The 13,238-nt window shown below is 51.7% G+C and carries 6 protein-coding genes; 1 reads left to right on the forward strand and 5 read right to left on the reverse strand.

Annotated features, from left to right (window positions below; all coding sequences use genetic code 11):
• Window positions 1-81 precede the first annotated feature (81 nt).
• Window positions 82-1,305, forward strand: coding sequence for an HhoA/HhoB/HtrA family serine endopeptidase (locus NDI34_RS05360; protein ID WP_348232071.1), 1,224 nt, complete (start codon window positions 82-84; stop codon window positions 1,303-1,305).
• 244 nt (window positions 1,306-1,549) lie between these two features.
• Here the strand turns inward: NDI34_RS05360 and NDI34_RS05365 are convergent, their stop codons facing one another.
• The 5 genes from NDI34_RS05365 to rpsT form a co-directional block, all read right to left on the reverse strand.
• Complete coding sequence (locus NDI34_RS05365) at window positions 1,550-5,623, reverse strand: DNA-directed RNA polymerase subunit beta' (protein ID WP_190413953.1); 4,074 nt, start codon at window positions 5,621-5,623, stop codon at window positions 1,550-1,552.
• 225 nt (window positions 5,624-5,848) lie between these two features.
• Window positions 5,849-7,726 (reverse strand): DNA-directed RNA polymerase subunit gamma, encoded by a 1,878-nt coding sequence (locus NDI34_RS05370; protein ID WP_190425180.1) that lies wholly within the window; start codon window positions 7,724-7,726, stop codon window positions 5,849-5,851.
• Between the two features lie 92 nt (window positions 7,727-7,818).
• Entirely contained in the window at window positions 7,819-11,136 is a 3,318-nt protein-coding gene (rpoB, locus tag NDI34_RS05375; RefSeq protein ID WP_190413949.1) for a DNA-directed RNA polymerase subunit beta, read from the reverse strand.
• A 736-nt stretch (window positions 11,137-11,872) separates the two neighbouring features.
• The gene (locus NDI34_RS05380) at window positions 11,873-12,673 is read right to left on the reverse strand and encodes a YchF/TatD family DNA exonuclease (RefSeq protein WP_190536613.1); all 801 of its coding nucleotides are present in this window, start codon (window positions 12,671-12,673) and stop codon (window positions 11,873-11,875) included.
• Window positions 12,674-12,787: 114 nt separating this feature from the next.
• Window positions 12,788-13,120, reverse strand: coding sequence for a 30S ribosomal protein S20 (gene rpsT / locus NDI34_RS05385; RefSeq protein WP_190425173.1), 333 nt, complete (start codon window positions 13,118-13,120; stop codon window positions 12,788-12,790).
• Window positions 13,121-13,238 lie beyond the last annotated feature (118 nt).

A 13,238-nucleotide genomic window follows, 5' to 3' on the forward strand; every position in this document is an offset into this window, starting at 1 on the left:
TCAGTCGTTTCACCTGTAAAAATAACTATAGGGATATTTTTGTTACCAGATAGATCATCACAAAGCTAGAAAATTGATGCTATGCAATTTCCAAAGTTTTTTCGGTTTCTGCGTCAAGTCAGTACCTATGTAATTGCCACCTTTCTAGGAGGCATTTTGGCGTTTGGCGCTTATCGTGTCTTGCCGTCTCAGGCTGGCCCTGCTCCCAAAGAAGTTGCACTTACTCCAGGGGCATCAGAGCTGGTAGCGCAAAGCAGTATTTCTAGAATTCCCAATACTGCTGCAACTGGCAGTTTTGTCACCGCAGCGGTGAATCGGGTAGGAGCGGCAGTCGTCAGAATTGATACCGAGCGCACAGTCAACCGTAACATCGATCCGTTGTTTGACGACCCCTTCTTCCGGCGTTTTTTTGGTGAAGAGTTGCCCAGAGGGCCGATGCAAGAGCGCCTACGCGGTCAAGGCTCTGGTTTCATTATTGACAAGAGTGGGATTATTTTGACAAATTCCCATGTGGTCAATCAGGCGGATAAGGTGACTGTCACCCTTAAGGATGGACGCACAATAGAGGGGAAGGTACAAGGTGCCGATCCGGTAACGGATTTGGCGGTGGTCAAAATCGATGGAGGTAGCGACTTACCCGTGGCACCTCTTGGAGATTCTAACGAAGTGCAAGTGGGTGACTGGGCGATCGCAGTCGGCAATCCACTAGGATTGGATAACACCGTCACCTTGGGAATTATCAGTACCCTTAAACGCTCCAGTGCCGCTGTGGGGATTCCTGACAAGCGATTGGATTTCATTCAAACCGATGCAGCCATTAATCCAGGTAACTCCGGTGGGCCACTCTTAAATCAACAGGGTGAAGTAATTGGAATCAACACGGCGATTCGTGCTGACGCAATGGGGATAGGCTTTGCAATTCCGATTAATCAAGCCAAAACAATTTCTGTTCAGCTGGCGCGTGGAGAAAGAGTCGCTCATCCCTATCTCGGCGTTCAAATGGCAACTCTAACGCCCCAAGTAGCGGCTGAAAACAACAGCGACCCCAATGCTCCCCTACAGGTGCCAGAAATCAACGGCGTCCTAGTCGTGCGAGTGTTGCCAAATACCCCAGCTGCCAAAAGTGGAATGCGCCGGGGGGATGTGATTTTGGAGATTGATGGGCAACCCGTGAAGACTGCCGCCGAGTTGCAGAGAATTGTCGAGAATAGCCGTGTCGGTCAGGTTATACAGATGAAGGTGCAGCGCGCCAGCCAAGCGACATCCATTAGCGTCCGCGCTGGTGAATTGCAAGAACAGTCTTAATTAGTGCTGAGGGCTGAGAGGTGAGGACTGAGTGCTTGAGACCTGAGGATTGAGTGAATTAAAAGTAAAAAGGAATAGAGAAGAGAATATTCTCTTCTCTATTCCTTTTCTAACGTCTGCAACTTTTTCTTAACTTTCTTAACCCCCTTTTTAAGGGGGAGAAATACAGAAAGTTGCACACCGCGTTTACTACTTTTTATCTCCTCTTTCTACTCTCTCTTCAGTTCTCGGTACTCATTACTCTCTAGTCGTCGTCCTCAAAGTCGTCGTCATCCTCAACATCGTCAATGAGGTCGTCGTCATCATCAAGAACTGGAGAGATAGCGCCGCCCATTCCATAAGTAGGCCGTTCTTCAAATCCAAGACCTGGGCTGTAAGCACGAGCTGTTCGGTCATCCAGCACCACGTCCAGCGCGTCCTCCTCAACATCCAGTCCGGAACCGAAGCCAGATGCTGACATATCAACATCTGAGCTGATGCTGTCCTCATAGGCATTGAACCCGGTTCCTGCCGGAATCAGTCGCCCAATGATCACATTCTCCTTCAGACCGCGCAGCCAGTCAGATTTGCCTTCAATTGCTGCTTCGGTGAGAACCCGCGTCGTTTCCTGGAAAGATGCCGCAGAAATAAAGCTATCTGTATTCAGCGATGCCTTGGTAATCCCCAGCAACATCGGCGTATATTGCGCCGGTGCCCCGCCAGTAATTGCCATCGCTTCATTCACTTGCTCAATCTGCCGCAGTTCCACCAACTCTCCCGGCAGCATCGTGGTATCGCCGCCATCATCCACCCGGACTTTCGAGGTCATCTGGCGCACAATCACCTCAATATGCTTATCAGAAATATCAATCCCCTGAGATTGATAAACCGACTGCACTTCATTCACCAGGAAAGTCTGAACCTTTTGCAACGCCATCAGCGCCGCTTCGTAGACTCCCATCGTTTCCCGGTAATGCTCAAAGAAAATCTCTAGAATTTCATGGGGGTTGGCAGGACCATCGGTTAGCGCCTCCGCAGTCTCTACAACCATGTCATCTCCCACAATGACGTTCTGTCCGGGACCAAGGGGATAGTCAGCCACGACGCCGTCCGATTCAATGACTTTAATCTCCTCTGCGTCCTGCTGAGGTCCGTAAACGACCTGAGCCGTTCCCGAACGCCGTGCCAAAATACACGCTTCTTTTGGCTTCCGTGCCTCCAGCAGTTCTTCAATACGTGGCAAACCTTGGATGATATCCCCAGTTTTCGCCCGCTCAAAGACTAGCAGCACTAGGTTGTCACCCCGCTGCACCAAGTCTCCATCATCGATATGCAAGACGGCTCCGGAAGACACGCGATAAGGACGAGCTAGACGCATCTGGATCGAATCCTCCAAGATGGCGGAAATTTGACCCGACTCTGGGGCAAGTACGCCAGAGGCGATCTCAGTCCCTGCCACTAACAGCGCTCCCACTTTTACGGTGGGTTTAGCGCCTTTCGTGTCAACACTTATGCGGTCGGTATCCCGAACCAGCAGCACCCGGCGAATCGAGGCTTCTCCAGCGCGAATCCCCCGGACTTCTCCGGCATCCTTGCACTGAATTTCCGTGCGAGCCACAACGGCTCCTGGCTCGATCTGCTGACCGTCAGTCACCATAATCCGTGTATGGGTACTGCCAGAAAGTGGATCTGCCGCTGTATCGCGACGAATCACCAGAGATTCCGAAACCAAGAGCTGTAAACGCATTTCTGAAGTCCGAGGCGAAAGTTCAGAACTTACGGTTGAAAGCGCGGAGCTTTCTTCGTCGTCCTTGCCTTTTGCTTCAACTCCCTTTCCTTCAATTGGCAGCAACTCAATATCCGCCGCCAGTAGTTCCAAAGCACCGATGCTCTCGGAACTGCTCTCACTTTCAGTTCCATAGCCAATTTCCAGAACCAATTGCGTCCGCAGCAGTTCCAGCCCTCCGATGGACTTCACCCGTTCCCCATCTTTGTAAGGAAGCCGCTGAACTGCCCGCAGCTCAATCTTGTAACGTCCCCTGCCAGAAATAGAAGCTTGAGACGGTACGCTCGGCTCATCGGGAACGTGAAACTCAGTCACCGGACGCAGCAACAATGCAGGGCCTTCAGGGGTTTCCACAAATTCGGTATAGCGCAACTCGCTAACCGTCAGCCCTGGCATAACTTCCTGTCCGGGATAGAACAGCGATCCATCTGTTCCCATCACTGCTTCTGGGTCATCGACCAAATGTAGTTCACCGGGCTTAATCACGATTTCCCGTAGGATATCGTTTTTCTGGGTTACTTCCACTATCCCAGCTGTTTGACAGAAGATATCTTTGACGACCTCTGTCATGGCTTCTACGTATTGACCGTCTTCCACTTGCAGGAGGGAGATATCCTTGTTCACTTCATGGGATTCTTCTGGAATCCACAGCAAGGTGCCGCCTTTGATGACTTCGTATCCTTGTTTTGCCTTGGCTTTTTTGGCAACTTCCACACCGGCGTATTTGATAATTCCCCCGGTCTGGGTGTTATAGCGATCGTCAATTAAGTCGGCTACTACCTGGTGGTTTTGAACTTTTGTCCCTGGGGTGGCCTTCAGGGAAAAGCGCTGATTGTCGGCGGTATAAATTACATAATGGTCGCGGCCTTGAGTCGCTTCCATTCGCACCCGTGCTTGGTCTAACAGCACGCTAGCGGTAATAATTTCAATTTCTCGTCCCCGCGAACCAGCGTCATCAGCTTTTAGCCGGACGACACCACCATGCTCGCTCACCAACTTGGTTTCTGCGAGTACGTCGTTGCGATCCACCACTTTACCGTTCTGCACGACGGCTTCGGCACCTGGAGGTAGGTTGTAAACTTCTCCAGACAAAATCCACAACAAACCACCCCGCGCCGCAATCCGGGTGGTGTTCCCCTGGCGGTCGGTTTTTTCTTCTGGAAGCAGACCTTCAAACTTCACTTCGCCTGCCAGGTCAGTGGTAACGTCTTTGGCGGCTTTTTCTGTATGGGCGCGAGTGGAAGAAGCGATCGCAACTTCACCCAATAGCTGTTCTGCCGTTACCGTGCTGCCATTGACACAGTACAGGGTGGAATTTTGAGTGAGCGGAATCGAGATTTGCTCCTGAGTGCTGTCTACCGGATCGAGAATCAATTCCGCATTGGTCGATTCCACCAGCAAGGCATCTTCCCCGTGCCGCGTCCGCAGTCCCCGCGTCCGCATCCCTCGGCTGAAGCGCACTTTGGCGGTCATCGGCGCACGGACTTGTCGCGCCACTTCGCCAGTGAAGACGCCGCCAGTGTGGAACGTCCGCATGGTGAGCTGGGTGCCTGGTTCGCCAATCGACTGAGCGGCAATAATTCCCACCGCTTCCCCCAGATCCACGAGATGCCCGTGGGCGAGGCTCCAGCCGTAACAATGTTGACACACGGAACGGGCGGCTTCGCAGGTCAGGGGCGATCGCACGAAAACTTCTTCTATCCCAGCCTTAACAATGTTCAGCCCCATTTCTTCTGACATCGGCTGATTGCGGGGCATGACCACTTCCCCCGTGGTGGGATGAACCGCATCTTCTACTAAAACGCGACCCAGCAGGCGATCGGACAAAGGAATCAGCACCCGATCGTCCGAAGTCATGCTGCGTAAGCGAATCCCTCGCTGGGTGCCGCAGTCCACTTCTCGAACAATTACATCCTGAGACACATCCACCAGGCGGCGGGTAAGATAGCCGGAATCCGCTGTACGTAGAGCGGTATCTACCAATCCCTTCCGTGCCCCATAAGACGAGATAATATATTCCGTGACGGTCAAACCTTCCCGGAAATTCGTCTTAATCGGCAGACCAATAATCTCTCCCTGGGGGTTTGCCATCAATCCACGCATTCCCACCAGCTGACGCACCTGAGAAATATTTCCCCGCGCCCCAGAAAACGCCATCATATAGACCGAATTCAGGGGATTTTTTTGTCTAAAGTTGCGAACCACCTCATCCTTTAGGGCTTCACTGGTGCTATTCCAGGTATCGATAACCTTTTGGAAGCGCTCCACCTCAGTGATTTCGCCCCGCGTGTAGCGTGCTTCTGTAGAGCGAATTTCAGTTTCGGCAGCGTCCAGCAACTGCCGCTTAGAATCCGGCACCTGCAAGTCATCCACACTAATCGAGACACCCGCTTTAGTCGCGTAGTGGAAGCCCAAATCTTTCAGGCGATCTGCCATTTGGGAGGTGCGGGCACTACCGAAATGCGTAAATGCCCAGGCAACCAGTTTCTTCAGTTGCCCTTTGTCCACCATCCGATTATGAAAAATATTTTTGATTTCTGGTTGCTCTGCCATAAGTTAGGACTGAGGTATAAGGACTGTTAGCGTAGCGGCGCTCTACTCGCAAAACGAGTATTTAAAGAAGACTGAGCGATGAGGCGTATTCGCGTAGGGCCATTCAACTCGCGGACTGAGCGAACACAGAACAAGCGAACACAAAACACCGGAGCGAGGACGTGAGTGAGGAGGAAAGTCAAAACTCTTTGCCCGATCCTCAATCACTCCGTCCTCAACACTGATTTATATTGCCAATGCCTCTTGAATCGTCTTATTGTAGATAATTCGACCGGGCGTCGTCCGAATGTATTGGGTCAAGACATTTCCTTCCTTGTCTTGCCGCACTCGACGGAAGTTGTAGGTTGTCCAGACGGTGCCATCAGCTAAGGTTTCCACCTTTTCCGGCTCCGCATCCGGTTTATCATTCTCTACTATCCCGTCAAAGCGCACCCAGATGTAGGCGTGTAAATCTACCGCAGACTGCTCATAGGCTAAGAGCGCATCATCCAAGCTGGCGAAATAACCTCCAGCACCCTTGGTCGCTGCTGGGTTTTCTGCCGTTAGGTAATAGCAGCCTAATACCATGTCTTGGCTAGGCGTTACAATGGGTCGGCCCGTCGCTGGAGAGAGAATGTTATTAGAAGCCAGCATCAGTAACCGCGCTTCTGCCTGAGCCTCCAAAGAAAGCGGTACGTGAACCGCCATCTGGTCGCCATCGAAGTCCGCGTTGAACGCCGGACATACCAGTGGGTGCAGCTGAATTGCTCGACCTTCTACCAGAATTGGCTCAAACGCTTGAATCCCTAGACGGTGCAGCGTTGGTGCCCGGTTTAGCATCACCGGGTGTCCGGCAATTACTTCCTCTAGCACGTCCCACACAGAGGCATCCCCGCGCTGAATCAGCTTCTTGGCTGCCTTGATATTATTGACCAGTCCGCCGCGAATCAGCCGGTGAATTACAAACGGTTGGAATAACTCAATTGCCATTTCTCGTGGCAAGCCGCATTGGTGGATTTTTAGCTTTGGTCCCACCACAATTACAGAACGTCCGGAGTAGTCTACTCGCTTACCCAACAGGTTTTGCCGGAAGCGTCCCTGCTTACCTTCAATAATGTCTGACAGAGATTTCAGGGGTCGATTATTGGCTCCTACTACCGTCCGTCCCCGACGACCATTATCGATAAGCGCATCCACAGCTTCTTGCAACATCCGCTTCTCGTTGCGAACAATGATTTCCGGTGCCAAGATTTCTTGGAGCCGTGCTAAGCGGTTGTTGCGGTTAATTACCCGACGATACAAGTCATTCAAGTCAGAAGTGGCAAATCTGCCGCCATCCAGCTGCACCATTGGACGCAAATCTGGCGGAATTACCGGAATCACCGACAGCACCATCCACTCTGGCTTAGAACCAGTCGCGATGAAGTTGTCAATCACTCTCAAGCGCTTAATCAGTTTCGCCCGCTTCTGACCCTTAGCATTGGCAATTTCCTCTCGTTGGGACTCAGCCTCTGCTTCCAAGTTAATGTCCTGCAAGAGACGTTGCAGCGCCTCAGCACCAATTCCCACCTCGACACCTTGCAGGGTAGAATCTTCGCTATAGAGCTGCTCCTCAATTTCCAGCCACTGATCTTCCGTCAGCAACTGCTTGTAACTGAGATTCTCCGCATTGCCAGGACTGAGTACCACATAGGCATTGAAATAGACAATCTGCTCCACATCCCGCAGGGGCATATCCAGCAGAATCGACATATAGCTGGGAATGCCCTTGAGATACCAAACGTGAGCCACAGGTGCCGCTAGCTTAATGTAGCCCATACGGTGACGACGCACCCGCGATTCTGTCACTTCTACGCCGCAGCGTTCGCAGACAATACCTCTGTGGCGCACCCGCTTGTACTTGCCGCAGTGGCATTCCCAATCTTTTGCGGGACCAAAAATGCGCTCGCAGAAAAGGCCATCCATTTCTGGTTTGAGCGTCCGGTAATTAATCGTTTCGGGTTTCGTAACCTCACCCACCACTTGACCATTGGGCAGGTTTCTTTGCCCCCAATCCTGAATTCGCTTTGGCGATGCCAGAGCAATTTTGACGTAGTCAAACCGCTGTTCTAGCTGATGTCTCATCTGTCGCTGCGCTCCAATTAAAAATTAAAAATGAAAAATTAAAAATTAAAGAATTCCTAATTTTTAATTTTTAATTTTCCATTTTTCATTGATTAAACTTCGTCTTCTTCCAGTTCCTCGCGGCTGAGAGATTCATAGGTGGGTCGCGTCGGCGTCCGGCGATTTGACACATCCGCCATCAAGTCAACCTCTACGTGTCCCGTGGTTCCGTCCTCGGTCGTCTCCACCTTATGGACGGCAATATCTAAACATAGAGATTGCAGTTCTCGCATCAACACCTTGAACGATTCTGGTGTTCCCGGTCGCGGAATCGCCTTGCCTTTCACGATCGCATTCAGCGCTTCGTTTCGCCCCTGCATATCGTCGGATTTCACCGTCAGCAACTCCTGCAAAATGTAGGCAGCGCCAAAAGCTTCTAGCGCCCACACTTCCATTTCGCCAAATCGCTGTCCGCCCTGCTGCGCTTTGCCTCCCAAGGGTTGCTGCGTCACCAAAGAGTAGGGTCCCGTAGAACGGGCGTGGATCTTGTCGTCTACCAGGTGTACTAGCTTCAGCATATACGCCTTGCCCACGGTAATCGGACGGTCAAAGGCTTCCCCAGTACGCCCATCAAAGACTCGGAGCTTTCCGGCTTCATCAGGGTTAAACAGCCAGTTCTTCCCGGTCTTCTTCCTCGCCTCCTCCAACTTTCCATGCACCGACTCGCGGCTTTTTTCCGCTCCGTGCATTTCATCAAAGGGAATCACTTTGAAGCGGACATTTAAGTTCTCACCAGCCCATCCCAGCAAGCACTCAAACACCTGCCCCACATTCATCCGTGAGGGCACTCCGAGTGGATTGAGCACGATGTCCACGGGGGTTCCATCTGGCAGGTAGGGCATATCTTCGGCGGGTAATATCCGGGAAATAATTCCCTTATTACCGTGCCGTCCCGCCATCTTGTCGCCCACTTGGATTTTGCGCTTCTGCGCGACGTAGACACGCACCACCATGTTCGCTCCGGGGGGCAGTTCGTCGCCCTGTTCGCGGGTGAAGACGCGCACGTCTACCACGCGCCCTTTCTCCCCGTTGGGCACTCGCAGGGAGTTGTCGCGTACATCCCGCGCCTTTTCACCGAAAATTGCCCGCAGCAGTTTCTCTTCCGGTGGCTGGTCGGATTCCCCTTTGGGCGTCACCTTTCCTACCAGAATGTCCCCAGCTTCTACCCAGGCTCCAATTCGGATAATCCCGGTTTCATCCAGGCTTCGCAAGCTATCTTCCCCGACGTTAGGAATTTCCCGCGTAATTTCTTCGGGTCCTAGCTTGGTTTGCCGTGCCTCGATTTCGTACTTCTCAATGTGGATGCTGGTGTAGACATCGTCGTAAACCAGCCGTTCGCTGATTAAGATCGCGTCCTCGTAGTTGTAGCCTTCCCAAGGCATATACGCTACCAGGATATTCTGCCCCAAAGCCAGTTCGCCCCCTTCGGTAGCAGAACCGTCGGCAAGTACCTGTCCGGCAACGATGCGATCGCCCTCATACACTAAGGGTCGCTGATTCAAGCAGGTATCCTGGTTTGAGCGCTGATACTTCTGCAACTCATACTCGATCTGCGGTCCGTTGGGTTCCCCGGTTTCGTCGAAACTCCGCACTGCGATCCGCGTCGCATCCACAAAGGTGACTTCCCCGTCGTATTTGGCAACCACGACCATCCCGGAGTCCCGCGCCGCCTGGGCTTCCAAGCCAGTCCCGACTAGGGGTCGCTCTGGCTTCAATAACGGCACTGCCTGCCGCTGCATGTTCGATCCCATCAACGCTCGGTTGGCATCGTCGTGTTCCAAAAAGGGAATCAACGATGTGGCAACCGAAATAATCTGCACCGGCGACACCGCTACATAATCCACCATGTCGGGTGTCGTGGTGGTGAAATCTTGGCGATATCTCACCGCTACCGATTCTCCCAAGATCCATCCATCCACATCCATCGGGATGTCCCCTGGCGCGACTTGCAGATCGTCTTCCTCATCTGCCGTCATATATACCGGCGCTTGTTCCTTGAGTACCCGTCCGTTTTCTACCTTCCAGAACGGCGTCTCTACAAATCCATAGGCATTCACCCGCGCATGAGTTGCCAAAGAGCCGATCAATCCAGCGTTCGGTCCTTCTGGCGTCTCAATCGGGCAAATCCGCCCGTAGTGGCTCGGATGAATATCCCGCACGGCGAACCCTGCGCGTTCCCGCGTTAGTCCTCCCGGACCCAACGCTGAGAGTCGCCGCTTGTGAGTCAATTCCGCTAAGGGATTTGTCTGATCCATAAACTGGGACAACTGGGAGGAGCCGAAAAACTCCTTAATCGCCGCTACCAAAGGCTTCGGGTTTACCAAAGAAGCGGGTGTTAGGGTTTCGGCATCCGAAACGGTCATCCGCTCCCGGATAATCCGCTCTAAGCGGTTCAAGCCGACGCGCACTTGGTTTTGCAATAGTTCGCCTACTGAGCGCACTCTTCGGTTCCCCAAGTGGTCGATATCATCGGTAATCCCGATGTCATATTCCAAGTTGATCAAGTAGTCTACCGCTGCCAGAATATCGGTTGGGGTCAGCACGCGCACTGTATCCGGCACGGAGAGCCGCAGCTTCTTGTTCAGCTTATAGCGACCAACGCGACCCAGGTCGTAACGCTTCGGATCGAAGAAGCGCGATTCCAACAACTGCTGTCCGCCAGAAACCGTTGGTGGTTCACCGGGTCGTAGTTTCCGATATAGCTCCATGAGCGCTTCTTCTTCGGAAAACTGCCCTTCTTTCTCAATGGTCTTCTGGAAATATTCTGGGTGACGCAACGCATCAAAAATCTCAGAGTCGGAAAGCCCCAAGCTCTTGAGTAATACCTGTGCCGACAGTTTGCGCGTCTTATCGATTCGTACCCACACTAAGTCGTTTTTATCGGTTTCAAACTTCAGCCACGCGCCCCGGTTGGGAATAAGAGAAGCTGAGTAGGTACGGCGTCCGTTTTTGTCGGTTTCCGATTTGTAATAAACTCCGGGGCTTCGCACGATTTGGTTAACGATCACCCGCTCGGCACCATTAATAATAAATGTGCCTCGGTCGGTCATTAGGGGCAAATCGCCGATGAAGACTTCTTGCTCTTTAATCGTGCCGTCTTCTTTATTAATGAGCCGCGTCGGAACGTACATTTGTACGGCATAGCTTGCGTCCCGACGCTTGGCTTCATCTACATCGTACTTGGGTCGCTTGAGTTTGTAGTCTTTGCCCAAGAAGTGCAACTCCAGCTTGCCGGTGTAATCGGTAATCGGCGAAAAGCTGTTAAGTTCTTCAATCAGACCTTCTTCCAGGAACCAGCGGAAGCTGGCTCGCTGAATTTCTACCAGGTCTGGCAACATATAAGCAACTGGAGTGGAGGTCTGATTAGTCATGCTTTTCCTCTTGCAAAAGAATTCAGGAATTACCTGTCGTAAGGGTGGGTTTAAGAAGAATGCCAGTGGGGAGACCCGACTTCCCAATCAACCCGATCGTCTAGAACTCAAAAGTCATCCGTTAGTAAGGATGAATCCTGAATTGATTCGTCCTCCATCGTTGATGGTTTTGAATTCGTCCTTCATCTTTAGATCCTTCCCATCTAGCGGGATGGAATTCGTGCCAAAGTAAGCAGTAGCGGCGAAGTATGCCTCACTCGTCCCCAAGGACAAGCGATTGGCAAGAACAAAATGAGCCGTTTAGTCCCCACTAGCAGGGAAGGAAACGTCTCAGGGTTGTTTTTCGTTGGTTTTATACGCGAACCAGCAGTTCGCTTTGGCTTGTTTGCTCAAAGATAATATTTAGTGCTTCTTTACCAGGTATAAGGACAGTGATTGCAGGGGTATGAAGTCTGTTTAGGTGGAGCAGGCAGCCATCCCAGTTTGCTCGCAAGAATTCTGTTCATAGAGGGTCTTTTAAATATTATGTCGCAAATTGACTTTCTTTGTTGACACCTACCTCTAAATTGGGGTAATGAAACCCAGAAGGGAGAAAAGAGATTTTCCACCAAAAGTTATTGTCTTCGGGGGATGGATGTCTCTGTCGTGGTTCTCCCTGCCTTTCCAGTGTCTACAGCACTCAGAACGGGTACGGTACGCGGCACGCGGCATGGATAAAAGCCCTTACAATTGGGCACTAAATCGCAGCACAAGGCTGAGGTACGGAAAGTCGAAACAGATTACAGGCATTCTGGGTGGTTTGCGTGGCTAGAGTCCCTAAAGAGACCCCCCTCAGATGGGCAACACACTCTGCGACATATCGGACGTAGGAAGGTTCGTTACGTTTGCCACGCTTGGGAACGGGTGCGAGGAAGGGGCAGTCGGTTTCAATTAGGAGGCGATCGCTGGGGATTCTCCTCGCCGATTCCTGAACTTGAGTGGCGTTTTTAAACGTCACGATGCCGCTGATACTAATATAGAAACCCAAATCCAAGAACCATTGCATTTCTTCCGGAGTACCCCCCCAGCAGTGCATGACGCCCCGCACAGGACCCGTGCGCTTCCAGAAATCTTGCAACAGTTCGTGCATGGTCGCAGCAGCATCTCGGCAATGAATAATTACAGGCAAATCAAGTTGCTGCGCGATCGCTAGCTGTGCTTCAAATACTTCTATTTGCCGCTCCCTATCTTCCGCTTTATAAAAATCCAGACCCATTTCGCCAATTGCTACCACTCGCTGGTCAGAACTCGCCAGCGAACGAATTTGTTCGGCAGTTTCTGATGCCCACTTCTCGGTATCGAGGGGATGTAACCCCACGGCGAAGTAAAGTTCTGGAAATCGGTTTGCCAGTGATTGAATGCTTGAAAACTCCGTAGGTTCCACGCACGAATGCACTAGCCGAACGATCCCCGCTTCGCGCCACCGAGCTTTAATTTCTTCCAGATCGGACTGGAAGAGATCGAAGTTTATATGGACGTGGGTATCGAACAACTGTATCTGTTCAGTCATTGGTCATCAAGCATTGGGTAGTGGGTAACGGGTAGTGGGAATTCTACCTACCACCGCTTTCGATAAACAACTGACTGCTGACTACTGACGAGCGGCTAGCAGCTAGGAAGCAGAAGCATCGGACGAAGCCGGGGTTGAAGTTTCTGGCTGGGGCTGCGCGCGTTTGAGCGCCTTAGCGAGATTGGATTTTTTCCGGGCACCGTTGTTGGTATGCAACACCCCCCGCTTTACCGCTTTGTCAATCTTGCTGTAGACCTCTGACATCCGCCGCTGTACTTCTTGCAGCGATTCCGCAGTGGGGTTGGCTGCGTGGGTTTGGACGGCTGCAAGATAACTCTTCATCAGCGTTTTTACGGCTGATTTATAGGTCTTGTTACGCAGCCGGTTGCGTTCGGCTACTTGGACTCGCTTTAGGGCTGACTTAGTATTGGCCACAGTCTTGAAGAAAACTCTGTACAGTTAACAAACAGAACTAGATAGATTAATATACCATCTCTCCATAAATTATAGCGATCCCTTGAAAAATCCAGGTTAAGCTATAGAAACGAGTACA

Origin of the sequence: Trichocoleus sp. DQ-U1, from assembly GCF_039961925.1 — a bacterium.
In the GTDB taxonomy this organism is placed as follows: domain Bacteria; phylum Cyanobacteriota; class Cyanobacteriia; order Cyanobacteriales; family FACHB-T130; genus FACHB-T130.

Excerpts from the sequence above, each read along its gene's own strand:
- rpoB (WP_190413949.1), bottom strand. The coding sequence starts at position 11,136 with ATGACTAATCAGACCTCCACTCCAGTTGCTTATATGTTGCCAGACCTG.
- NDI34_RS05365 (WP_190413953.1), bottom strand. The coding sequence starts at position 5,623 with ATGGCAGAGCAACCAGAAATCAAAAATATTTTTCATAATCGGATGGTG.
- NDI34_RS05370 (WP_190425180.1), bottom strand. The coding sequence starts at position 7,726 with ATGAGACATCAGCTAGAACAGCGGTTTGACTACGTCAAAATTGCTCTG.
- NDI34_RS05360 (WP_348232071.1), top strand. The coding sequence starts at position 82 with ATGCAATTTCCAAAGTTTTTTCGGTTTCTGCGTCAAGTCAGTACCTAT.